Annotated in this window: 19 protein-coding genes; 10 read left to right on the top strand and 9 right to left on the bottom strand. The window is 75.5% G+C overall.

The window, feature by feature from the left end:
- Window positions 1-21 precede the first annotated feature (21 nt).
- The 4 genes from GD970_RS15730 to GD970_RS15715 form a co-directional block, all read right to left on the bottom strand.
- Complete coding sequence (locus tag GD970_RS15730; protein WP_152203850.1) at window positions 22-1,722, bottom strand: dipeptide ABC transporter ATP-binding protein; 1,701 nt, start codon at window positions 1,720-1,722, stop codon at window positions 22-24.
- On the bottom strand, window positions 1,719-2,858 hold the full coding sequence (locus GD970_RS15725) for an ABC transporter permease (protein WP_152203849.1): 1,140 nt from the start codon (window positions 2,856-2,858) through the stop codon (window positions 1,719-1,721). The genes GD970_RS15730 and GD970_RS15725 overlap by 4 nt, the downstream gene beginning before the upstream one ends.
- On the bottom strand, window positions 2,858-3,937 hold the full coding sequence (locus GD970_RS15720; RefSeq protein WP_405002586.1) for an ABC transporter permease: 1,080 nt from the start codon (window positions 3,935-3,937) through the stop codon (window positions 2,858-2,860). Before GD970_RS15720 ends, GD970_RS15725 begins: the two co-directional genes overlap by 1 nt.
- A gap of 173 nt (window positions 3,938-4,110) precedes the next feature.
- Complete coding sequence (locus tag GD970_RS15715; protein ID WP_152203848.1) at window positions 4,111-5,751, bottom strand: ABC transporter substrate-binding protein; 1,641 nt, start codon at window positions 5,749-5,751, stop codon at window positions 4,111-4,113.
- 366 nt (window positions 5,752-6,117) lie between these two features.
- Between GD970_RS15715 and GD970_RS15710 the strand changes: the two genes are divergently transcribed.
- The 5 genes from GD970_RS15710 to GD970_RS15690 all read left to right on the top strand — a co-directional run bounded on the left by GD970_RS15710 (window position 6,118) and on the right by GD970_RS15690 (window position 12,280).
- Window positions 6,118-8,814, top strand: coding sequence for an ATP-dependent DNA ligase (locus GD970_RS15710; protein WP_152203847.1), 2,697 nt, complete (start codon window positions 6,118-6,120; stop codon window positions 8,812-8,814).
- Window positions 8,815-9,026: 212 nt separating this feature from the next.
- On the top strand, window positions 9,027-9,308 hold the full coding sequence (locus GD970_RS15705) for an isoamylase early set domain-containing protein (RefSeq protein ID WP_152203846.1): 282 nt from the start codon (window positions 9,027-9,029) through the stop codon (window positions 9,306-9,308).
- 397 nt (window positions 9,309-9,705) lie between these two features.
- Entirely contained in the window at window positions 9,706-10,950 is a 1,245-nt protein-coding gene (locus GD970_RS15700; RefSeq protein ID WP_152203870.1) for an SLC13 family permease, read from the top strand.
- Window positions 10,951-10,954: 4 nt separating this feature from the next.
- Window positions 10,955-11,419, top strand: a complete 465-nt coding sequence (locus GD970_RS15695) for a universal stress protein (RefSeq protein WP_152203845.1) — start codon at window positions 10,955-10,957, stop codon at window positions 11,417-11,419.
- A 111-nt stretch (window positions 11,420-11,530) separates the two neighbouring features.
- Window positions 11,531-12,280 carry a VIT1/CCC1 transporter family protein gene (locus tag GD970_RS15690; RefSeq protein ID WP_152203844.1) on the top strand — a complete coding sequence of 250 codons (750 nt, stop codon included), beginning with the start codon at window positions 11,531-11,533 and terminating at the stop codon, window positions 12,278-12,280.
- On the opposite strand, the gene GD970_RS15685 is transcribed toward GD970_RS15690, so the two are convergent.
- Window positions 12,204-13,391 (bottom strand): MFS transporter, encoded by a 1,188-nt coding sequence (locus GD970_RS15685; RefSeq protein WP_249043225.1) that lies wholly within the window; start codon window positions 13,389-13,391, stop codon window positions 12,204-12,206. The genes GD970_RS15690 and GD970_RS15685 overlap by 77 nt on opposite strands.
- A gap of 225 nt (window positions 13,392-13,616) precedes the next feature.
- Window positions 13,617-14,333, bottom strand: a complete 717-nt coding sequence (locus GD970_RS15680) for a head GIN domain-containing protein (protein ID WP_152203842.1) — start codon at window positions 14,331-14,333, stop codon at window positions 13,617-13,619.
- A 237-nt stretch (window positions 14,334-14,570) separates the two neighbouring features.
- Here GD970_RS15680 and GD970_RS15675 point away from each other — a divergent pair, with 237 nt between their 5' ends.
- Together GD970_RS15675 and GD970_RS15670 are read left to right on the top strand one after the other, a co-directional pair.
- Complete coding sequence (locus tag GD970_RS15675) at window positions 14,571-16,541, top strand: penicillin-binding transpeptidase domain-containing protein (RefSeq protein ID WP_226925386.1); 1,971 nt, start codon at window positions 14,571-14,573, stop codon at window positions 16,539-16,541.
- Between the two features lie 211 nt (window positions 16,542-16,752).
- On the top strand, window positions 16,753-17,592 hold the full coding sequence (locus GD970_RS15670; RefSeq protein WP_152203840.1) for an LLM class flavin-dependent oxidoreductase: 840 nt from the start codon (window positions 16,753-16,755) through the stop codon (window positions 17,590-17,592).
- A 37-nt stretch (window positions 17,593-17,629) separates the two neighbouring features.
- Here GD970_RS15670 and trxA read toward each other — a convergent pair whose 3' ends face one another.
- The 3 genes from trxA to GD970_RS15655 all read right to left on the bottom strand — a co-directional run bounded on the left by trxA (window position 17,630) and on the right by GD970_RS15655 (window position 19,961).
- Complete coding sequence (gene trxA, locus GD970_RS15665) at window positions 17,630-18,004, bottom strand: thioredoxin (RefSeq protein WP_152203839.1); 375 nt, start codon at window positions 18,002-18,004, stop codon at window positions 17,630-17,632.
- Between the two features lie 106 nt (window positions 18,005-18,110).
- Window positions 18,111-19,034 (bottom strand): NADP-dependent oxidoreductase, encoded by a 924-nt coding sequence (locus GD970_RS15660; RefSeq protein WP_152203838.1) that lies wholly within the window; start codon window positions 19,032-19,034, stop codon window positions 18,111-18,113.
- Between the two features lie 105 nt (window positions 19,035-19,139).
- On the bottom strand, window positions 19,140-19,961 hold the full coding sequence (locus tag GD970_RS15655) for an alpha/beta fold hydrolase (protein WP_152203837.1): 822 nt from the start codon (window positions 19,959-19,961) through the stop codon (window positions 19,140-19,142).
- 223 nt (window positions 19,962-20,184) lie between these two features.
- Here GD970_RS15655 and GD970_RS15650 point away from each other — a divergent pair, with 223 nt between their 5' ends.
- From GD970_RS15650 to GD970_RS15640, 3 genes are all read left to right on the top strand, one after another.
- Window positions 20,185-21,498, top strand: a complete 1,314-nt coding sequence (locus GD970_RS15650) for a glutamate-5-semialdehyde dehydrogenase (protein WP_152203836.1) — start codon at window positions 20,185-20,187, stop codon at window positions 21,496-21,498.
- Window positions 21,499-21,595: 97 nt separating this feature from the next.
- Window positions 21,596-22,576: an AAA family ATPase gene (locus GD970_RS15645; RefSeq protein WP_152203835.1), complete on the top strand. Its 981-nt coding sequence runs from the start codon at window positions 21,596-21,598 to the stop codon at window positions 22,574-22,576.
- On the top strand, window positions 22,573-23,743 hold a 1,171-nt coding region (locus GD970_RS15640), incomplete at its 3' end, for a DUF58 domain-containing protein (protein WP_152203834.1). The genes GD970_RS15645 and GD970_RS15640, both read left to right, overlap by 4 nt.

Genomic DNA, 23,743 nt, shown 5'->3' with positions numbered 1-23,743 from the left:
GCGCCTCCCGCGCCTCGTCGGTTACCGCTCGCCCAGCGCCGCCAGCGCCTCGCGGCGCCGCTCCTGCTCGACCGGGTCGGGCACCGGCACCGACGCCAGAAGCCGTTGGGTGTAGGGGTGCTGCGGGGCGCCGAGCACCTGCGTGCCCGTGCCCTCCTCGACCAGCTTCCCCCGGTACAGCACGGCGATCCGGTCCGCGAGCATGCCAACGACGGCGAGGTCGTGGCTGATGAACAGCGTGGCGAAGCCCAGCCGCTCCTGGAGCTCGGTGAAGACCTCGAGCACCCGGGCCTGGACGGAGACGTCGAGGGCGGAGGTGGGCTCGTCGGCGATGAGCAGCTCGGGGTCGAGGGCGAGCGCCCGCGCCAGGCTGGCGCGCTGGCGCTGCCCGCCGGAGAGCTCGTGCGGGTAGCGCCCGGCGTAGGCGACCGGCAGGTGCACCGCGTCGAGCAGCTCGCGCACCCGCGGCCGGGCGGCGGCGACGTCGCGGGCCCGGCCGTGCACGACCAGCGGCTCGGCGATCGCCTCCTCGAGCGTGAGCAGCGGGTTGAAGCTCGTGGCCGGGTCCTGGAAGACGAAGCCGATGCGCGCGCGCAGCGGCCGGAACCGGCGCTCGCGGAAGCCGACCATCTCGTGGTCGAGCACCCGCAGCGACCCGCCGGTGGCCCGGGTGAGCCCGGCGATGGCCCGCCCGATCGTGGTCTTGCCGGAGCCGGACTCGCCGACCAGGCCGAGCACCTCGCCCGGCGCGATCGTCAGGCTCACCCGGTCCACGGCCCGGAAGCCGCTCTGCCCGAGGCGGCCGGGGTAGACGATCTCGAGGTCGCGCGCCTCGACGACCGGTCCGGCGCTCCCCGCCGCGGCGCCGTCGTCCTGACGGTGCCGCGGCGCGGCGGCCGGAGCGTCCGTCCGGTCGCGGGCGCCGGTGTCGTCACCCGCACCGAGCCGGGGGACGGCCGCGAGCAGGCTGCGGGTGTACTCGTGGCGCGGGGCGGCGAACAGCTCGCGCACGCCGGCGACCTCGACCAGCTCGCCCTGGTACATCACCGCCACGCGGTCGGCGAGGTCGGCCACGACGCCCATGTTGTGGGTGATGAGCACGATGGCGGTGCCGAACTCGGTGCGCACCCGGCGCAGCAGGTCGAGGATCTCGGCCTGGACCGTGACGTCGAGGGCGGTGGTGGGCTCGTCGGCGACGATGACCTTCGGCCCCAGCACGAGCGCCATGGCGATGACCAGGCGCTGCTTCTGCCCGCCGGAGAACTGGTGGGGGTAGTGGTCCACGCGGCGCTCGGGGTCGGGGATGCCGACCTTGCCGAGGATCTCGATCGCCTTGGCGCGGGCCTCCTTCCTGGAGAACTCCCCGTGCGCCCGCAGCCCCTCGGCGATCTGCCAACCCACCGTGAAGACGGGGTTGAGCGCCGTCGACGGTTCCTGGAACACCATCGCCACGTCGCGGCCGCGCACGCCGCGCAGCGCGTCGCCGGTGAGGCTGACGACGTCCTGCCCGGCGAGCACGACGGCGCCGGAGACGGTCGCGCTGTCCGGCAGCAGCTTGAGGATGGTCTTGGCGGTCACCGTCTTGCCCGAGCCGGACTCCCCGACGATGGCCAGCACCTCGCCCGGCTCGACGCTCAGCGACACCCCGCGCACGGCGGGCACCGGGGCGGCGTCGGTGGCGAAGGTGACCTCGAGGTTGGTGATGTCGACGACGGCGCTCACGCCTGGTCTCCGTTCTGCGCGGTGGGGGCGGTGCCGCCCGGGTTCGCGGTGGGTGCTGCGGCGGGCGAGGCGGGGACGGCGTCCGCGGCGGTGTCCGGCGAGGCCGGCGTGGGCGCCGGGGCGCCGGCGACACGGCGCGGGGCGCGCCGGCGGATCCGCAGGCGCGGGTCGGACAGGTCGTTGAGGCTCTCGCCCACCAGCGTCACCCCGAGGACGAGGAGCACGATGGCGGCGCCGGGGAAGATGCCCGTCCACCAGATGCCGCTGGCGACGTCGGCCAGCGCGCGGTTGAGGTCGTAGCCCCACTCGGCCGCCGCCGTCGGGTTGATGCCGAAGCCGAGGAAGCCCAGGCCCGCCAGGGTGAGGATCGCCTCGGAGGCGTTGAGCGTGACGATGAGCGGCAGGGACCGGGTGGCGTTGCGCAGCACGTGACGGCCGAGGATGCGCGGGGTCGAGGTGCCGATGACCCGGGCGGACTCCACGAACGGCTCGGCCTTGAGGCGGACGGTCTCGGCGCGCACCACCCGGAAGTACTGCGGCACGAACACCACGGTGATCGACAGCGCCGCGGCCGTGATGCCGCTGAGGAAGCCGGACTGCCCGCCGCTGATGATGATCGAGATGACGATCGCCAGCAGCAGGGAGGGCATGGCGTAGATCGCGTCGGCGACGGTGACCAGGACCCGGTCCACCCAGCCGCCGAGGTAGCCGGAGAGCAGGCCCAGCGCCACGCCGAGGAAGATCGAGGCGGCGACGGCGAGGACCACGGTCAGCAGCGCCGTCTGCGAGCCCCACACCACCCGGGAGAAGACGTCGTAGCCGCCGACGGTGGTGCCCCAGACGTGCTCGCCCGACGGCGCGGCCTGACGGGCGAAGTTCCCGTCCGGGCCGCTGAGCTGGTTGTAGGAGTACGGGGTGACGAGCGGGGCGAGCACGGCGAGCAGGACGAACCCGACGCACAGCACCAGCCCGGCGACGAGCATGCCGCGCTGCAGGCCGACGCTGCGGCGCAGGTGCCAGATCACCGGCAGCTTCTTCCAGCGGGCCTCGCCGGAGGCGCCGGGCAGGACGACGTCGGCGGCGGCCGGGTGGTCGACCGCGGGCCGCTCGGCGGCCTCGGAGCGGAGCTGGCTCATCAGTACCTCACCCTCGGGTCGATCAGCGCGGCGATGACGTCCACGATGAAGTTGGTGACGGCGACGATCACGGCGATGAGGGCGACGATGCCCTGGACCGCGACGTAGTCCCGGGCGCCGAGGTACTGGGCGAGCTGGAAGCCGAGCCCGCGCCACTCGAACGTGGTCTCGGTCAGGATCGCCCCGCCCATCATGAGCGCGATCTGCATGCCCATGACGGTGATGATCGGGATGAGCGCCGGCTTGTAGGCGTGCCGGCGCACCAGGCGGGTCTCGCGCACGCCCCGTGAGCGGGCGGCGTCGACGTAGTCCATGCCGAGGGTGCCGATGACGTTGGTGCGCACCAGGCGCAGGAACACCCCGGCCGTGAGCAGGCCGAGCGCCACCGCGGGCAGCACCGCGTGCGCCAGGACGTCGCTGATGAGGTCCCACCGGCCGGTGCGCAGGGCGTCGATGGTGTTGATGCCGGTCGAGCCGGAGATGCGCCCGAGGATGAGCTGGACGTCGGTGCTGGCCCGCCCGCCCAGGGGGAACCAGCCCAGCCACACGGAGAAGACGAGCTTGAGGATCAGCCCGGCGAAGAAGACCGGCGTGGCGTAGCACAGGATCGCGAAGACGCGCAGGAAGGCGTCGGGGAAGCGGTCGCGCAGGTACGCGGCGAGCATGCCGAACGGGATGCCGACCACGAGGGCGACCACCAGCGAGTACAGGACCAGCTCCAGGGTCGCGGTGCCGTAGGTGACGAGGATCTCCCCGATGGCCCGGTTGTCGGTGATGGTGCGGCCGAAGTCGCCGGTGAACACCTGGCCGAGGTACTCGAGGTACTGCACGAGGATCGGCCGGTCGTACCCGGCCGCGTGCAGCCGCTCGGCGAGCTGCTCCTGGGTCAGGCGCCCGCCCACGGAGGCGGTGATCGGGTCCCCGACCACGCGCATGAGGAAGAAGACCAGGGTCACCAGGATGAGCACCGTGGGGATGATGAGCAGGAAGCGGACCAGGATGTACCGGCCCAGCCCCGAGCCCCCTCCGGTCTTGGCGGTCGCCGTGGTGCCCACGGTCCGCTCGTCGACGATCGTCACCGCGTGGGTGTCCTCTCGATAGGTCGGAGGCGGCGGGGCGGTGCCGTGCCGTTCCCGGCACCGCCCCCGCGCGCCGGTGGGTGGTCACGGCCGGGGCCGTGACCACCCACGGTCTGTGCAGGCCGGCCGCGAGGGCCGGCCCGGCGCGGCGCCCGCGGGCGCCGCGCCGTCGGTCAGCGGCCCAGGGCCGCGTAGCGGAACTTGAACGAGGCGTCGAGGGTGTCCTGGACGCCGGTGATGTCCGGGGCGGCCACGGCCACCTGGGCGCCCTGGAGGAAGGGCAGCGTGGACAGGTCCTGGGCGACCTTCTCCTGGATCTGCCCGATCAGCTCGGTGCGCTGGTCGGCGTCCGGGGTGGTGGCCTGCTGCAGGATCAGGTCGTTGACCTCGGCGTTGTCGTAGTGGTTCGCCAGGAAGTTCTCCTTGAGGAAGAACGGCGAGAGGTAGTTGTCGGCGTCGGAGTAGTCCGGGAACCAGCCGAGCTGGTAGGCCGGGTACAGGTCGTCGGTGCGCTCGGCGCTGTAGACGTCCCACAGCGTCGACTGCAGGGTGACGTCGAACAGGCCGTCGGCCTCCAGCTGCTTCTCGACCATGGCGTACTCCTCGTCCGAGGAGTTGCCGTAGTGGTCGGGGCTGTACTGCAGGCTCAGCTTGACCGGCGTGGCCACGCCGGCACCCTCCAGGGCCGCCTTGGCCTTGGCGGCGTCCGGGCCGCCGTTGCCGTCGCCGTAGAGCTCCTTGAGCGGCTCGACGGCGCCGGTCAGCCCCTCGGGCACGTAGGAGTACAGCGGGGTGTAGGCGCCGTTGTAGATCTCGTTCGACAGCGCCTCGCGGTCGAGCAGGTGCGCGACGGCCTGGCGCACGGCCAGCGCCTTGGCAGGGTCGGCCTCCGGCGTGGTGGCGCCGAAGGGCTGGGTGTTGAAGTTGAAGACGATGTAGCGGATCTCGCCGCCGGGGCCGTCGTAGACCTTGACCTTCTCGTCCTTGCGCAGGTCGGCCAGGTCCGTCGGGCTCAGGCTGCGGGTGGCGACGTCGACGTCGCCCTGCTGGACCGCGAGCTTGAGGGAGGTCTCGTCGGTGAAGTACTGGGCGGTGACCGAGGCCGTCTTGGGCGCGCCGAGCAGGCCCTGGTAGCCGTCGTAGGCGGCGTACTGGATGAGCTCGTTCTCGGTGTAGTCGGTGATCGTGTACGGGCCGGCGAACGCCTTGGCCTTGACGATGTCCGCCGACGGCGTCAGCTCGGTGGCGGAGAAGGTCTCCTCGTCCACGATCGGGCCCACCGGCGAGGAGAGGATCTGCGGGAAGATCTGGTCGTTCTCGCTCTTGAGGTGGAAGACGACGGTGAGGTCGTCCGTCGTCTCGGTGCTGTCGAGGTTGTACAGCAGCGAGGAGGGGCCGTTGGGGTCGGCGATGGCGAGCTGACGGTCGAAGCTGAACTTCACGTCCGAGGCCGTCAGGTCGTTGCCGTTGGCCCACTTCAGCCCGTCCTTGAGCTTGACGGTGTACTCGGTGGGCGAGGTGAACTCGGCGCTCTCGGCGATGTCGGGCTCGACGTCGGGGCTGCCGTAGGGGGAGTTGAGGAGGAACGGGTAGACCTGGTTCTGCACGGCGAAGGAGCCGTTGTCGTACGAACCGGCCGGGTCGAGGGAGGTGATGACGTCCGTGGTGCCGACCTTGATGCCGCCGGAGCCGCCGCCGGTGCCGTCACCGCCGGTGGTGTCGTCGGTCTCGGCGCAGGAGGCGAGCACCAGGGCGAGGGCGGCGGAGATGCCGACCACGCCCAGGGCACGGCGCCGGTGTCCAGCAAGTGCCATGTGAAGTTCCTTCGTCAGGCCCGCGCCACGGTCGGCGACGCGGGGGCCAGGGGCGCGCCACCGTGGCGTGCCTCTCATGTGGGGATACTTCCTACCACGCCGGTGTTTCACGAAATGACACCCGGCATCCCGGTGTCTGATCTGCAACCGTGTTGTGACCGAGCGGCGGCGGGAGGGTGAGCGGCCCCGCGTGACGGGCGCGGGCGGCCCCGCGTGGCGGGCGCGGGCGGCCCCGCGTGGCGGGCGCGGACGGCCCCGCGTGGCGGGCGCGAGGGCCCCGCGTGGCGGGCGCGAGGGCCCCCGCGTGACGGGCGAGCACCCGCCCGACGCGGGTGCGCCGGCCCCGCGCCCGCGCCACGATGAGGCATGCCCGCCAGCGAGAAGCCGGAGACCGTCCTGATCCAGGGCCGCCGCCTGCGGCTGACGAACCTGGGCAAGGTGCTCTACCCCGAGACCGGCACGACCAAGGCCGAGGTGCTCGCCTACCTCACCGAGATCGCCCCCGTCATGCTGCCCCACTGCGCCGGTCGCCCGGCCACCCGCAAGCGCTGGCCCAACGGCGTGGGCACCGCCGGGCAGCCCGGGGAGGTCTTCTTCATCAAGAACCTCGAGCCGAGCGCGCCGGAGTGGGTGGTGCGCGCCGACGTCGGGCACTCTTCCGGCGCCAAGAGCTACCCGCTGGTCGACGACGTCGCCACGCTGGTCTGGCTCGGCCAGGTGGCGGCCCTCGAGGTGCACGTGCCGCAGTGGACCTTCCGCAGCGACGGCGAGGCGCGCAACCCCGACCGGCTGGTCCTCGACCTCGACCCCGGCCCCGGCACGGGGCTGGCCGAGTGCGCCGAGGTCGCCCGCATCGCCCGCGAGCTGCTCCGCGGCATGGGCCTGGACCCGATGCCGGTGACCTCGGGGTCGAAGGGCATCCACCTGTACGCGGCGCTGGACGGGTCGAACACCTCCGACCAGGTCAACGCCTTCGCCCACGAGCTGGCCAAGGCCATCGAGGCCGACCACAAGGACCTCGTGGTCTCGGACATGAAGAAGGAGCTGCGCCGGGGCAAGGTGCTCGTCGACTGGTCGCAGAACAACGGCAACAAGACCACGATCGCGCCGTACTCCCTGCGCGGGCGCCCGCACCCGACCGTCGCGACGCCCCGGACCTGGGAGGAGCTGGAGGACCCGGACCTGCGCCACCTGGAGTACCCCGAGGTCCTCGAGCTGGTGCGCCGGCGCGGGGACCCCCTGGCGGCGCTGCTGGGCGCCTACGAGGAGCCCTACGCCGACCCCGGCCGGCGCGCCCCTGACGCGCCGCCCCTCGCCCCCTCGCCCCGCGAGACGTCAAGTAGTGCGCGAGACGTCACGAACGCCGTCGCCGCCCGGCGCCGGCTCGACCGGCTGGCCACCTACCGCGCCATGCGCGACCCCGCGAAGACCCCCGAGCCGGTGCCCGAGGAGGTCCTCGACGACTACTCCGAAGCCGCCCAGACCTTCGTCATCCAGGAGCACCACGCCAGCCGCCTGCACTGGGACTTCCGCCTGTCCCACCGCGGCGTGCTCGTGAGCTGGGCCCTGCCCAAGGGCGTGCCGACGGACGCGGGCCGGAACAACCTCGCCGTGCAGACCGAGGACCACCCGATGGAGTACGGCACGTTCGCCGGGACCATCCCGAAGGGGGAGTACGGCGGCGGGGAGGTGACCATCTGGGACTCGGGCACCTTCGAGCTGCGCAAGTGGCACGAGGGCCGGGAGGTCATCGTCGTCCTGCACGGCCAGGAGGGCGGCGGCCTGGAGACCCAGGGGCCCGGGCGCACCTGCCAGGTGGCGCTCATCCACACCGGCGGGCGCGGCGGCGTGGAGCCGAACCAGTGGCTCATCCATCTCATGGACCCCGCACGGGCCGGCGAGCGCCGGACGCGCCGCAAGGGCTCGTCCCGGCCCGCCGTCGCGGCCGGCACCTCCGCCGAGCCGGCACCGGCGCGTGCACCGAGCCCGCGCCGGTCGCGGGGCGATGACGAGTCGACGGCGACCGCCGGGGCGCGCGGCGACGCCGTGACGACGGCGACCGCCACGCCCGCGCGCCGGCCCGGCGACCCGCCGCCGTCGCCCATGCTGGCCACCCTGGGCACCGTCGACGACCTCTCGGACGAGCAGGAGTGGGCGCTGGAGATGAAGTGGGACGGCGTGCGCGCCGTCGTCGAGGTCGACGCCGGCACCGTGCGCCTGTTCAGCCGCAACGGCAACGACGTCACCCGCCAGTACCCCGAGCTCGGCGACGTCGCCGCCACCCTCGGCGCGCACAGCGCCGTCCTGGACGGCGAGATCGTCGCGCTCGACGCGCGCGGCCGCCCCAGCTTCGGTGTCCTGCAGAAGCGGTTCGGGCTGGGCGACGACCGGCAGGTCGCCCGGCTGGCCGCGGCCGCTCCCGTGCGGCTCATGCTCTTCGACGTCCTCGAGGTCGACCGCGCGTCGGTCGTGCGGCTGCCCTACGACGAGCGCCGCGCGCTGCTCCACGAGGTGGTCGAACCCGAACGGCACCGGCTCGTGGAGATCCCCGACGTCTTCGACGGCGACGTCGACGCCGCGATGGCGGCCAGCCGCGCCTGGGGCCTGGAGGGCGTCATGGCCAAGCGGCGCGACTCGCGCTACACCCCGGGCCGGCGCTCGCGGGCGTGGGTGAAGATCAAGCACACGCTCGCCCAGGAGGTCGTGGTGATCGGCTGGCGCCCCGGGCAGGGCTCGCGCGGCGGCGCCGTCGGCTCGCTCCTGCTGGCCGTGCCCGACGGGCCGGGCGGGCCGCTGCGCTACGTCGGGCGCGTGGGCACCGGCTTCACCCTCAAGGAGGCCCAGCAGTGGCAGCGCGAGCTCGCCGGCGACGAGCGGCCCGACCCGCCCGCGCCCGACGTCCCGCGCGCCGACGCCCGCGACGCCCGCTGGGTCACGCCCTCGCGCGTGGCGGAGGTGGAGCTGTCGGAGTGGACGGGGGACGGGCGGCTGCGGCACCCCCGCTGGCGCGGGTGGCGGCCGGACAAGGCGCCGGGGGGCGTCGTGCGCGAGGTCCCCGACTGAGCCTTGTGCCCGGGGCCGGACGGTGCCTCGCGCCCCGGGCCGGGCGGAGCCTCCCGGCCAGTGGCCGGACGGGGCCTCGCGCCCCGTGGCCGGACGGCGGCCGCGGCGGCCACGTGTGGTGGTCGTCACCTGAGATGGTGCCCCGATCCGGGGACGGGCCGCCGCGCGCCTGTCAGGCTGCTGTCACAGGTCATGAGACAAGGGGGAGGACCGTGATCAAGCAGTCTCGCGCGCCCAGGGGCGCCGGCCGGAAGCTGACGTTCGCGCTGCCCGCCGATCACCCGGCCGGGACGGTCTCCGTGGTCGGCAGCTTCAACGACTGGACCCCGGGGGTGCACGTCCTCCGCCGGCGCAGCAACGGCACGAAGAGCGTGACCGTGACGGTCCCGGAGGGGACGCCGGTGGTCTTCCGCTACCTCGGTGAGAACGGGCAGTGGTTCGACGACCCCGACGCCGACGCGCTCACCCACGAGGGCGGCCTGGTCCACGCGTAGCCGCAGGCCAGCGCAGCATCGAGGACGGGCTGCCCCGAGATTCGGGGGCACGCTCCGAAATTCGGGACCTCGGGGTGTTGGGCACCCCGTCGGGACCGGTACGCTGGTCGCGGCCGGTCTCGAGCCGGTCACGGAGCGGTGCCCGCGCGAGCGTGGTGCCGTGGGGCGCGCGCCAACCGGGGGAGGGTGTGCAGCTCGCGCAACGGAAGCGCGCCGCGGCCTGCAGCCGCGGGAGGCCACCGCCTCAGCGCGAGTGTGAACAGGCGCGGGCCGTCCGCTGGACGGCCCGCGCCTTGCTCGTCCCGGCCCCGGTCACCCACGGCGCCGCCGCGCGGTCCCGGCCGCCCGACGCCCACGCGGTGCGGCCCGCGGCCTCCCGCCGGATCATGAGCCGGTGCTGCAGACCGTCGTGGTCGTCGCGCTGCTGGTGGCGGTGCTGGGCTTCGCGGTGGCCCGCCCGCGCGGGCTGCCCGAGGCGGTCGCCGCCGTCCCGGCCGCCGTCGCCGTCGTGGCCCTCGGCGCCGTCACCCCGGCCGGGGCGTGGGCGGAGGTCCGGGCGCTGCTGCCGGTGGTGGCCTTCCTCGTCGCCGTCCTCGTCCTCGCGCACCTGTGCGACGCCGAGGGCCTGTTCGACGCGGCCGGCGCGGCGATGGCCCGCGTGGCGGGCGGGCGCCCGCAGCGCCTCCTCGTGGCGGTGTTCGTCACCGCCTCGCTCGTGACCGCGGTACTCAGCCTCGACGCGACCGTCGTGCTGCTCACCCCGGTCGTCTTCGCCACCGCGGCCGGCGCCGGGGTGCGGCCCAAGCCGTTCGTCTACGCGTGCACCCACCTGGCCAACTCGGCGTCGCTGTGGTTGCCGGTCTCCAACCTCACCAACCTCCTGGCGCTGCGCGCCAGCGGGCTGACCTTCGCGCGCTTCGCCGCGGTGATGGCGCTGCCCTGGCTCGCCGTGATCGCCGTCGAGTACGTGGTGCTGCGCCGCTTCTTCGCCGTGGACCTGGCGCTGCGGGCGCCGCGCGAGGCCCCGCGGGCGGCGCCGGTCTCCCGCGGCACGGTCGCGCTCGTGCTGGTCACCCTCGCCGCCTTCGTCCTCGCCGCGGTGCTGGGCGTCGAGCCGGCGTGGGCGGCCGCCGGCGGCGCCGCCGTGCTCGCGGTGCGCGCGCTGGCCCGCCGTCGCACGGGCCCCGCGGCACTGCTCGGGGCCGCCAACCTGCCCTTCGCCGTCTTCGTCCTGGCCCTCGGGGTCGTCGTCAGCGCCGTGGTCCGCGGCGGCCTGGGCGACGTCGTTGCTGCCGCGCTGCCCCACGGCACGGCGTTCCTGCCGCTGCTGGGCACCGCGGCGCTCGCGGCCGTGCTGGCCAACCTCCTCAACAACCTTCCCGCGGTGCTCCTGCTACTGCCGCTGGTGGCACCCGTCGGCGGGGCGGCGGCGGTGCTCGCGGTCCTCGTGGGGGTCAACGTGGGGCCGAACCTCACCTACGTCGGCTCGCTCGCGACGCTGCTGTGGCGCCGCGTGCTCCGCGCCCATGACGTCGAGCCCGGCCTGTGGGAGTTCAGCCGGCTCGGCCTGGTCAGCGTGCCGGCCGGGCTGGTGGCGGGCGTCGCCGCGCTGTCGCTCGCCCTGGCGCTCGCGGGAGGATGAGCCCGTGGACGTCGTGGTCTGGCTGACGGAGGCGACCTGGCCGGGATGCGTCGCGGGCGTGCGCCGGCTCGTCCCGGACGACGCGCGGCTGACCCTGCTGTACGTCGAGAGCGAGGACCTGCTCGGCGTGGCCGGCGGCGCCGCCGCCGGGCTGCTGGGCCGGGGACGCCGACCGCCGGGCCGCGGGGTGCCCGGGGCGCTGGACGACCTCGCGCGCCGCTCCGGGGACCAGCTCCTCGCCGAGGCGGCCGCGCTGCTGGGGCGGGAGGCGCGCCGTGACCTGCGCCGCGGTCGCGTCGAGCGCGTCGTGGTGGACGCCGTCGCCGGCGCCGACCTCCTCGTGCTCGCCCGCGACGACGGCGCCCGGCTGGGCCCGCGCAGCCTCGAGCCGCCCACCCGCTTCGTCGTCGACCACGCGCCGTGCGACGTGCTGCTCGTCGCGCCGGACGGGCCCGCCGCCCAGCCCTGACGGCCCGGGGGACGGGCCGCCGGCCCGGGACTTTCCGCCGGGCAGCTCCGGCCCCGGACGGCGGGACCGCCTGCCGTTGCCGGGGCCCGGTCACGGTGCTTCGCTGCCTGTATGAGCGCACCGGAGGAGGGCCAGGCCACCACGCACGACGAGGGCCGACCCGAGCCGCACCGCACCAACCTCGCCCAGCGGCTGAACTGGCTGCGCGCGGGGGTGCTCGGCGCCAACGACGGCATCGTCTCGACCGCCGCGGTGGTGGTGGGCGTGGCCGGGGCGTCGGCCTCGAGCACCGGCGCCATCGCCACGGCCGGCGCCGCGGCCGCCGTCGGCGGCGCCGTCTCCATGGCGCTGGGCGAGTACGTCTCGGTGAGCAGCCAGCGCGACACCGAGCACGCCCTCATCGAGAAGGAGCGGCGCGAGCTCGCCGAGGACCCCGAGGGCGAGCTGGACGAGCTCACGAGGCTGTACACCGCCCAGGGCATCTCGCCGGCCACCGCCCGGCAGGCCGCCGTCGAGCTGACCGAGCGCGACGCCCTGGCGGCCCACCTGCGCGCCGAGCTCGGCATCGACCGGGAGGACGTCGTCAGCCCCTGGCACGCCGCGGGCGCCTCGTTCATCTCCTTCAGCATCGGCGCGGTGCTGCCGCTGCTCGCGATCTTGCTGCCCGGGCCGAGCGTGCGGGTGCTCATCACCTTCGTCGTCACGCTCGTGGCGCTCGCACTGACCGGCTACATCGCGGCGTGGATCGGCGGCGCCGCGCGCGGCCGCGCCTCGCTGCGGGTGGTCATCGGCGGGGCCCTCGCGCTGGCCGCGACGTTCTTCGTGGGCCTGCTCTTCGGGACCACCGGCGTCGCCGGCTGACGCCGCGGCCGAGCCGGCGCGGGTGGCCGGGCCGATGCTCGCGGCCGGGCCGCAGCAGCCGCGGCACGGCGGCGGCCACGACGGCGACGAGGACGGCGACGGCGAGCGCGCCGCCGAGCGCCCAGGCGGCGAAGACGAACAGCGAGGTCACCTCTGCGGCTAGGCCCGCCACCGAGGTGACCGTCGCGCGGCGCGCGGCCGGGATCCGCTGCTGCAGCCGGGCGGCGAGGACCACCTGGGCGAGCTGACAGAGCCCGTAGAACGCGGCGACTGCGAGCACGCCCGCGGGCCGGGCGAGCAGCGCCGCCGCGGCCAGCAGGGCCGCGGCGGCGGCGACCAGGAGGGCGAGAGACCCCGCGCGCAGCCGGGCGGCCGCCCCGGCCAGGCCCGCCCCGGCGGCGCCGGCGAGGGGCACCGCGACCAGCGCGAGGGGCACGGCGGTCGTGGGCACGCCCCAGTCTTGGGCCAGCAGGCCGGCGTACTCCTCCACGGCGTCGAGGGAGGTCATCAGGGCGACGGCGAGGGCGCACCCGGCGGCGCCGGGCAGCGCCGCCGTCGCGCGCAGGTCGGCGAGCAGACCGCCGGCGACGGCCGCGGGGGCGCCGGGCTCCGCGGCGTCTTCGGAAGCGCCGGCGGCGACGGTGGGCGCGTCGTCGAGGAGCGGTGGACCGGGGCGTCGCTCGGGGAGGGCGGCCGCGAGGGCGGCGGCGGCCAGGCAGACGCCGACGCTCGCCCACCCCGCCAGGGCGTACCCGCCCCGCGCGAACAGCACGGTGGCCAGCGCGGCGGCGGGGAGCTGGGCGAGCAGCCCGGCGGAGGTGACGCGGCCGAGCAGGCGCGGGAAGTGCTCCGCGGCCCCGACGGCGGTGAGGGCGTCGAAGAGCAGGGCCTCCAGGGCGCCGGAGGTCAGCGCGCCCCCGATCGCCCACAGCGCGAAGCCCGTGGCGAAGCCGGGGAAGCCGGGGGCGAGGAGCCAGAGCGCGAACCCGGCCGCCTGCACCACGCCGGCGGCGGCGAGCGCCGCCCGGCGCGGGACACGGTCGGCGAGCATCCCGGTAGGGACCTCGGCGAGGAGGCCCACCGCGGACCAGAGGGCGAAGAGCGCGGAGATCTGCGCGTCGCTCAGGCCCGTGTCGGCGAAGAGCAGCGCGTAGAGCGGGTACAGCGGGACCGTCTCGGCGAGGAGGGCCCAGCCGGTGGTGAGCCGGGCGAGCCGTCGGGCCGGCGGGGGCGTCGAGGATCAATGTCGCATGGCGCCCAGGCTAGGGCGGGCGCGCCGCCGGGGCCACAGGTTTTCCGGGACGGGCCGGGCGCGGCCGGCGCCGTCCCCGGGGTGCTACCCCTGGCGCACGGCGCCGAGGCCGCTGACGCTGCTGGTGACCCGGGCGCCGCCGGTGTGGACGATCTCGCCGGCGCCGTCGACGGCGGCGGCGAGGGTGTCGGTGACGTGCACGCGCGCGTCCCCGGCGCCGCCGATCGTCACGTCCGCCGCGGCGCTGGTGAGGTCCTCGCCGGAGTACCCGCCGACGCCGTCGATCTCCACGTCCTGCCGCCCGGCCCTGCCGGCGAGGGTCACCGAGCCGGCCCCGTCGACGCGGACGGTGAGGTCGTCGACGTCGACGCCGTGGGCGGTGATGTCCCCGGCCCCGGCGAGCTCGACGTACAGGCGGTCCGTGGCGGCGAGGTCGGCGTCGACCGCGCCGGCGCCGTCGAGGCGGATCTCGTCCACCTCCGGCAGGACGAGGTCGTAGGTGATGCGCCCGGGGTTGCGCAGGAAGCGTCCCTCGAGGTCGAGCACCAGCGTGCCGTCGCGGACCTCGCTGGTGACGCGGTCGAGGACGCGGTCGCCGGCGGTGATGGTGAGGGAGGGCTCGGCGCCGGTGCTGATGTGGAGGTCGCCCACCGAGGCGAGCGTGACGGCGGAGACCTCCTGGATGTCCCGCCGCTCGGTGGTGGGCTCGCCCGCCGCCACGTCCAGTCCGGTGGCGCAGCCGGTCAGGGCGAAGGGCGGGGCGACGGCGAGCAGGAGCAGGGCGAGCTTCGGCAGGGTCATGGCGGGTCCAGTTCTTCGGTCCGGGGATCCGGCCGTTCTCCGGCCGGGCTGCGTCCAGCCTGGCAGCGGGGGATGTCCGCCGGATATGGGGGTTCGCCCGGGTCGGCCCCTGAGATCGGCGTGCGGGTCGTCAGGGGGCCGCCGGGGGAGGTCGCCCGGGCGCCGTCCGCCGGGCGCCGCCGCCTCCGGCCGTCATTTTGGTCGTCGCCCGGCGGCAACTGTGGGATCGTACGTGCCGTGCATCCCCCAGCCGCGGCACGGACGCCGCTCGCGGCGAGGACGCGTGCCCGGCGCCCGCTCGCGCGCGCCACGGGTGCCGGTCTCGCCGTCGTCCTGGCCCTGACCCTGACCGCCTGCTCCCCGGACCGGCCGGACCCCACCGACGCGGCCGCGGCGCTCGCCGCCGCCCTCGCCGAGGGGAACCTCGACCAGGCCCCGCTCGCCGACGGCGACCGCGAGCGGGCCGAGGCGGAGCTGACGGAGGCCCTCGCCGGCACCGGCGAGGTGGACCGCGCCGTGACCGCCACCGCGGGGGAGGTGCGCGAGGACGGCGAGACCCTCACCGCCCCGGTCACCCTCGAGTGGACCTGGGAGCTGGGGGAGGAGGACCTCACCTACCGCACCACCACCACGCTCACCCACGACGGCGAGGAGTGGACCGCGCCGTGGTCACGCGAGCTCGTCCACGCCGCGATCGGCGACGGGGTCCTGGCGGTCGAGACCGTCCCCGCCGAGCGCGGCCGGATCCTGGCCGGCGACGGCAGCCCGCTCGTGACGCCCCGGCCGGTGCTGCGCATCGGCGTGGACAAGGCCAACGTCGCGGCCGAGGCCGTCGCGGACGTCGCGACCGGCCTGGCCGAGACGCTCGGCTTCGACGACCCGCAGGCCTTCGCCGACCGGGCCGCGGCGGCGGGCCCGAAGGCCTTCGTCGAGGCGATCACCGTGCGCCAGGAGGACCCCGGCGACGTCGATCTCGACGCGGTGCGCCGGCTGCCCGGCGTGCTCCTCGTGCCCGGGGAGCTGCCGCTGGCGCCCACCCGCGAGTTCGCCCGGCCCATCCTCGGCACGGTGGGCCCGGCGACGGCGGAGATCGTCGAGGAGTCCGACGGCGCCGTCCGGCCCGGGGACCAGGCCGGCCTGTCCGGCCTGCAGCGCCAGTACGACGAGGTGCTGCGCGGCCGGCCCGGCACCACCATGCTCATCCGCCGCGGCGACGGCAGCGCCGCCGAGCTCCTCAGCGCCGCGCCCCGATCGGGCAAGGACGTCACCGTCACCCTCGACGCCCGGCTGCAGACCGCGGCCGAGGAGATCCTCGCCGGCGTCGAGCCGGCCAGCGCCATCGTGGCGCTGCGCCCCTCGACCGGCGAGGTGCTCGCCGCCGCCAGCGGTCCCGGCGGGCAGGGGTTGAGCACGGCCACCCTGGGCGCCTACGCGCCGGGCTCGACGTTCAAGGTCGCCACCGCGCTGGCGCTGCTGCGCGCGGGCCTGACCCCGGACAGCCCCGTGGAGTGCACGCCGACGGCGACGGCGGACGGCCGGGAGTTCTCCAACTACCCGGGCTTCCCCGCCGCCGAGCTCGGCCCGACGACGCTGCGCGGCGCCATCGCCAGCTCGTGCAACGCCGCCCTCATCGCCGAGCGCGACCGCGTCGACGCCCAGGACCTCACCGACGCCGCGGCGGCCCTCGGCCTCGGCGTGCCCGCCGCGCTCGGGGTGCCCTACCTCGCCGGCGAGGTGCCCGCGGACGCCAGCGGCACCGAGCACGCCGCCGCCATGATCGGCCAGGGCCGCATCCAGGCCTCCCCGCTGGCCATGGCCACCGTGGCGGCGTCGGTCGCCCGGGGCGAGCGGGTGGCCCCGGTGCTCGTGCGCGACGCGGGCGGCGAGCCGCCGAGCGAGCCCGACGCGGCCGACGCCGGCGGGCCGGACGCCGCCCCGCTGACCGCGGCGGAGGCCGAGGCGCTGCGCTCGCTCATGCGCGCCGTCGTCGAGGACGGCACGGGCAGCTTCCTCGCCGACGTGCCCGGCGAGCCGGTGCACGCCAAGAGCGGGACCGCCGAGTACGGCACCTCCGAGCCCCCGCGCGCCCACGCGTGGATGATCGCCTTCCAGGGCGACCTCGCCGTCGCCACGTTCGTCGAGGACGGCATCGCCGGCGCCCAGACCGCGGGCCCTTTGCTCGAGGAGTTCCTCCGCCGCGCCGCCTGACCCCCGCGAGGCGTCAACTTCGTCGTGAGGCGTCAACTTGGTCGTGAGGCGTCAACTTGGTCGCGAGGCGTCAACTCGGTCGCGAGGCGTCAACTTGGTCGCGAGGCGTCACGGTCGCGTGGCGCATCCGGCCAGGCTCGATCGGCGCCCCGGCCGTAGACCGGGGACGAGACGCACCCCGTTGTCGGTGGCGGGCGCTACGGTGCGCGACATGAAGTTCGGGCTCGTGGGCACCTTCGGCTCCGCCCGGCAGATGGTCGACCTCGCGGTGGAGGCCGAGCGCGCCGGCTGGGACGGCTTCTTCACCTGGGACGGCATCAGCGTCGGGGAGGTCGACACCTTCGACCCCTGGACGCTGCTCGGCGCGATCGCCGTCCGCACCTCCACCATCCGCCTCGGCGCGATGGTCTTCTCCCTCCCGCGGCGCCGGCCCTGGAAGGTCGCGCGCGAGGCCCTCACGGTGGACCACCTCAGCGGGGGCCGGCTCGTCATCCCCGTCGGCCTCGGCGCCACGGACGACGGCGGGTACAGCCGGGTCAGCGGCGACGACGTCGACCGCCGCACCCGCGCCGAGCGCCTCGACGACACCCTCGCCATTCTCGAGCGCGCGTGGACGGGCGAGCCGTTCAGCTACACCGGCGCCCAGTACCAGGTGCGCGATCTCGTCTTCCGGCCCCGGCCGGTCCAGCGGCCGCGCATCCCGGTGTGGGTGGTCGCCTCCTGGCCGGTGCCGCGGTCGATGCAGCGGGCCGTCCGCTGGGACGGCGTCCTGCCCTCCCGCCACGGCGACCCGTTCGAACCGTTCTCGGCTGCGGAGCTGCGCGAGGTCGTGGCCTGGACGACCGAGCAGCGCGCCGCGGCCGGACGGACCGGCTCCTTCGACGTCGTCGTCGAGGGGGTGCTGCCCGACGACCCCTCCGCCGCGGCGGAGCGCGTGGAGGAGCTCGCCGCGGCGGGGGTCACGTGGTGGATCGAGTCGCGGTGGGAGGGGGAGGCAGCCACGCCCGAGCGCCTGCTCGAGCGGGCCCGCCGGGGCCCGCCGCGGGCCTGACGGCGCCCGCCCACCCGCCACCGGCTGTGCGAGGCGCTCAGTGCTGGTGCGAGGTCTCGTGCTCGGCGATCTGCTTGCGCACGTCGTCCATGTCCAGGCCCTTGACGCCGTCGATGAGCTGCTCGAGGCTCTTCGCCGGCAGCGCCCCGGCCTGGGAGAAGACGAGGATGCCGTCGCGGAACGCCATGAGGGTCGGGATCGCGGTGATCTCGAGACCGGCGGCGAGGGCCTGCTCGGCCTCGGTGTCCACCTTGGCGAAGGTGATGTCGGGGTGCGCCTCGGAGGCCTGCTCGTAGATCGGCGCGAACATCTTGCACGGGCCGCACCAGTCGGCCCAGAAGTCGACGAGGGTGATGCCCTCCCCGCTGACCGCGCTCTCGAACTCCTGGGTGGTGAGGTTCTTGGTCGCCATGCTGTGTCTCCTTCACGGTTGCTTAGGGGCTACAACAACCCGCCTGCGCCAACATTCCCGGGCGCGGGGGCGGGCCGGTGGGCCGCGACGACCCGGGGAACCGCGGTCAGCGCAGGAGGACCAGCTTGCCCCGCACGTGCCGGCCCTCGCTGAGCTGCAGCGCGCGGCGCGCCTCGTCCAGCGGGAAGCGCTCGGCGATCTCCACCCGCACGCTGCCGTCGGCCACCAGGCGGAGCAGGCGCGCCAGGCGCTCGCGGTCGGCGTGGACGAAGACGTACACGCCGCCGAAGCGTTCCCGCACGGTCGGGTCGATCACCGAGGCGACCCGGCCGCCCTCGCGCAGCAGATGGTCGGTGGCGTCCAGCGCCTCGCCGCCGACGAGGTCGACGATGGCGTCGACGCCGTCGGGTGCGACGGCCCGGACGTTCTCGACGAGGCCCTCGCCGTACGCCACCGGGGTCGCGCCCAGGCCGGCGAGGTAGTCGTGGTTGTGCGGGCTGGCGGTGCCGAGGACGGTGGCGCCGCGCAGCCGGGCCAGCTGGACGGCGAAGGAGCCCACGCCGCCGGCCGCGGCGTGGACGAGCACGGTGTCGCCGGCCCGGACCTGCGCGGCGTCGAGCGTCATGTCCGCCGTCATCCCGGCCAGCGGCACGCAGGCGGCGACGTCGAAGGGCACCTCGTCGGGGATGTGCGCCCAGGACCGCTCGGGCACCGACACGATCTCGGCGAAGGTGCCGTCCTGGATGTGGTCCTTGCGGGCGTAGGCGGCCACCCGGTTCCCGGGGACGACGCCGCGCACGGCCGGTCCGGCGGCCACCACCGTGCCGGCGACGTCCCAGCCCGGGACCACGGGCAGGTGGTGGTAGAAGGCGCCGCGCAGGTTGCCGTGGAGGATCTGCCAGTCGACGGGGTTGATGCTGGCCGCCGCCATCTCCACGAGGAGCGTGTCGGGGCCGAGGGGTGGGGTGTCGAGCTCGGTGATCTCGACGGCGTCGGGGCCCTCGAAGGACCGGATCGCTGCTGCCTTCATGCTCCCGAGCCTCGGACGGCCGTGGACCGGCCGCAACCCGGTGGGGTTCTCGAGGCGGTGCGGGGCGCGCCCGCCCGGGCGTGCCGGGTCAGGGGGCGGGCGGCGTCACCACACCCGCTCGGCCGGGCGGATGTCCTCGAGGAAGTCGGCCAGCACGGCGTTGACGGCCTCGGGCGCGTCGAGCGTGGCGAGGTGGCCGGCGTCGGGGATGACGACCTGGCGGGTGAGCTCGCGCGGGGCCCAGCGGCGCATCGAGCTGACGACGGTGCCGGTGTGGTCCGCCTCGCCGCGGACCAGGCGCAGCGGCACCGGGGTGCGGTAGAAGCGCTTGCGCGTGCGGAAGCGCCAGGCGGCGGTCCACTCCTCCAGCAGCCGCTCGGGCTGCATGCGGGCGTAGGCCTGGGCCGCGTAGGTGCGCCCGGCGCGCGTGGTGGCCGAGCGCTGGGCGAGCACGCGGCGCAGGCGGCGCGGCGGCATCCGGCGCAGCAGCTGGCCCTTGACGGCGCCGGTGAGCCGCTCGGTCAGCGTCACCCGCCCGGCGTTGGACCCCGCGCCGATGACGACGAGCGCACGCACGTGGTTGGGGTAGCGCCGGGCGTACTCCTGCACGATGGTGCCGCCCAGGCCCTGCCCGATCAGGACGGGCCGGACCACGCTGAGCGTCTCGAGGAGCCGGGCGAGGTCCTCGGTGGACCGGTCGACGCCGGCGCCGCCGTCCCAGGGCACGGACTGGCCGGTGCCACGACGATCCCAGGTGATGACCCGGTGGCCGGCCTCGACGAGGAAGCGGACCTGGGGGTCGAAGACGGTGTGGTCGGTGCCGGCGCCGTGGGTGAGCACCACGGGCCCGCCCTCGCCGTGGTTCCAGTACCGCAGGCCGCAGCCGTTCACCTGGAGGGTCTCGCCGAGGTCGGACAGGGATGCCATAGCCGAAATCTAACGAACTTCCGGCGTTCGGCCTCGCCCAGCCCGCGCTACGGACGGCAACCGGCCAGATGAGGCGGGGGCGGGAACCGGACCGCGGGTGGGGGAGCGGACCCCGTCGCGCGCGGGGCGCCGTGGGCGCCGTTCCCGCCCGGGCCGACCCGCCCGTTCCCAGCACGTGAGCAGCGTCATACCGCTTGTCGGGCGGTCCCCGTACCCTGAGGCCATGAGCGACACCCTCGTCTCGCCCGCCCAGGAGCCGGGCGCGTCCGCCGTTGACGTGCGCACGGCCGTCCTCGACGTCGCCCGCGCCGCCAAGGAGGCCTCCCGGGCCCTGGCGACCGCCACCCGCGCCCAGAAGGACGCCGCGCTGCACGCCATGGCCGACGCCCTCGTCGCCGGCGCGGCCCGCATCGTCGAGGCCAACGCCGACGACCTCGAGCGCGGCCGCGCCGCGGGCATGAAGACCTCTTTGCTCGACCGGCTGGCGCTGGACGCGGCCCGCATCGGCGCCATCGCCGACGCGCTGCGCGAGCTGGCCGCCCTGCCGGACCCGGTGGGGGAGGTCGTGCGCGGCTCGACGCTGCCCAACGGCCTGCGCCTGCGCCAGGTACGGGTGCCCATGGGCGTCGTCGGGATGATCTACGAGGCGCGGCCCAACGTCACCGTCGACGCCGCCGGCCTGGCGCTGAAGTCCGGCAACGCCGTCATCCTCCGCGGCGGCTCGGCCGCGGCGAGCTCGAACGCGCTCATCGTGGAGATCCTCGGCGACGCGCTCGCCGCCCAGGGCCTGCCCCGCGAGCTGGTGCAGTCCATCGACGCCCACGGGCGGGCCGGCGCCGTCGAGCTCATGCGCGCCCGCGGGCTGGTGGACGTGCTCGTCCCGCGCGGGGGCGCCGACCTCATCCAGACGGTCGTGCGCGAGTCGCTGGTGCCGGTCATCGAGACCGGCGTGGGCAACTGCCACGTCTACGTCGACGCCGGCGCCGACGTCGCCCAGGCGCTGCCGATCGTGCTCAACTCCAAGACCCAGCGCACCGGCGTGTGCAACGCCGCCGAGACGCTCCTGGTCCACCGGGACGTCGCCGGGGAGTTCCTCCCCGCCGTCCTCGAGGCGCTGCGCGCGAAGGACGTGACGATCCACGGCGACGACGCCACCGCCGCCGCGGCCCCCGCGGGCGTGCGCTTCGAGCCGGCCACCGAGGCGGACTGGGAGACCGAGTACCTCTCGCTCGACCTGGCCGTCAAGGTCGTGGACTCCCTCGACGAGGCGCTCGCGCACATCCGGCGCTACTCCTCCGGGCACACCGAGGTCATCTGCACCCGCGACCTCGCCGCGGCCCGCCGGTTCACCACCGAGCTGGACGCCGCCGCGCTCATCGTCAACGCCTCCTCCCGCTTCACCGACGGCGGCCAGTTCGGGCTCGGGGCGGAGATCGGCATCTCCACCCAGAAGCTGCACGCCCGGGGCCCGATGGGGCTGGGCGAGCTGACGACGACCACCTGGATCGTCGAGGGCGACGGGCAGATCCGGGAGTAGCCGGATCGGGGCGCCTCGGCAAGGAAAGTTGACGCCTCGCTGAAATCGGACGGCGATTACGGTTTCGTGGAGGGGTCCCATGCGGGACCATCAGCCCATGGAACCGGCCGTCATCGGGGACGTCGACACCGACCTCGACCACCTGCACGCCGTCGTCGGCGATGTCCACCGCGCGATGACCACCGTGGTCCAGGGCAAGGACGAGGCGGTCCGCACCGCCCTGACCGTGCTCCTGGCCGGCGGGCACCTGCTCATCGAGGACGTGCCCGGCGTGGGCAAGACCCTGCTGGCGAAGACGCTCGCGCACACCATCGACTCCACCGTGCGGCGCATCCAGTTCACCCCGGACCTGCTGCCCTCCGACATCACCGGCGTGAGCGTGTTCAACCAGGACACCCACGCGTTCGAGTTCCGCCCCGGGGCGATCTTCGCCAATGTGGTCGTCGGCGACGAGATCAACCGCGCCTCCCCGAAGACCCAGTCGGCGCTGCTGGAGTCGATGGAGGAGCACCAGGTCACCGTCGACGGGCGCACCTACCCCCTGCCCGCCCCGTTCATCGTCATGGCCACCCAGAACCCCCTGGAGATGGAGGGCACCTACCCCCTGCCCGAGGCGCAGCGCGACCGCTTCATGGCGCGCATCTCCATGGGCTACCCCTCCCCGGCGGCCGAGCTCGCCATGCTCGACACCCACGGGGCCGGGTCCCCGCTGGAGGGGCTGGCGCCGGTCACCGACGCCGCCACCGTCGCCGGCCTCGTCCGCGTGGTCGAGCGGCTCCACGCCAGCCCGGCGGTGCGCCAGTACGTCGTCGACCTGGTCAGCGCCACCCGCGCCAGCCGGTACCTGCGCCTGGGCGCCAGCCCCCGTGCCGGTTTGCAGCTGCTGCGCGCCGCCCGTGCCCGCGCCGCCCTCCAGGGCCGCGACCATGTCCTGCCCGACGACGTCCAGGAGCTCCTCGTCCCCGTCCTCGCCCACCGGGTGCTGCTCGCCAGCGAGGCCGAGCTGAGCGGCATGGGCGCCCAGGACGTGCTCGGCGCCGTCCTGGCCGACGTCCCCGTCCCCAGCCGCCCGCGATGAGGCCGCCGCGGCTGACCACCCGCGGCCTGGCCTTCCTCGCCGCCGGGCTGGCGGCCGCGGTCGCCGCCGTCGTCCTCGGCTACCCCGACATCACCCGGATCGGGGTGCTCCTCGCGGCCCTGCCGGTGCTCGCGGTGCTGACCGGGTGGCGCCGCACCCCGCGGCTGGGCGTGCGCCGCGGCGTCGCCCCGGACCTGCTCTGGCCCGACGGCGAGGCCACCGTGACCCTCGAGGTGCGCAACGAGGGCCGGCGCCCGACCCTGCCGTTCCTCGCCGCCGAGCGGCTCGACCTCGTGCTGGGGGAGACGCCGCGCCTGGTGCTCCCGCGCCTGCGGGTCGGCGAGCGGCACGCCGTGACCTACCGGCTCCATCCGGCTCGGCGCGGCGTGTACGCCCTCGGGCCGCTCGCCCTGGAGCTGCGTGACCCCTTCGGCCTGACCCGGTCCGGGCTCGAGCCCGGTGAGCAGGCCGAGCTCGTGGTGCTGCCGCGCGTGCACGAGCTCGGCGGCGCGCGCCTGCCCCGCGAGGGCGACGCGGGCGACTGGCACGTCCCGCACAGCGTCGCCCCCCAGGGCGAGGACGACGTGAGCACCCGGCACTATCGCTACGGCGACGACCTGCGGCGCGTGCACTGGCCGGCCACCGCCCACCGCGGCCAGCTCATGGTGCGCCAGGAGGAGCGCCCGGCGCGCCGCCGGGCGACCCTGGTGCTGGACTCGCGCGCCCGGGCCCACTGGGGCACCGACGAGGACGGCTCGTTCGAGTGGGCGGTCAGCGCCCTTGCCTCCGCCGCGGTCCACCTCGGCCGGCAGGGCTGGTCGCTGTCCCTGGTGACCTCAGAGACCGTCCGCGAGGGCACCGCGGCGCGGGTGCTCGGCGCCGAGGCCGTGCTGCGCGAGCTGGCCCGCGCCCAGGTGGACTGGGGCGACCTGGACCCGGTGCTGCACGCCGCCCGGGAGCTGCCCGCCGGCGCGGTGGTCGCCGTCGCCACCGACCACGACGAGCCGGCGCTGCGGCGCCTGGTCCCGGCCCGCCCGTACGGCGCGGCCGGGGTGCTGCTCCTGGTGCGCGCCGAGACCTTCGCGCGCGGGGCGCTGGCCGCGCCGGCCGGCGCCGACGACGGGGACCGGGCCGAGCGCCTCGCCCGGCTCGCCCGCACGGCGGGCT

The organism is Georgenia thermotolerans, from assembly GCF_009193185.1.
Taxonomy (GTDB): domain Bacteria; phylum Actinomycetota; class Actinomycetes; order Actinomycetales; family Actinomycetaceae; genus Georgenia; species Georgenia thermotolerans.
This window is presented reverse-complemented; position numbering and strand designations above follow the sequence as displayed.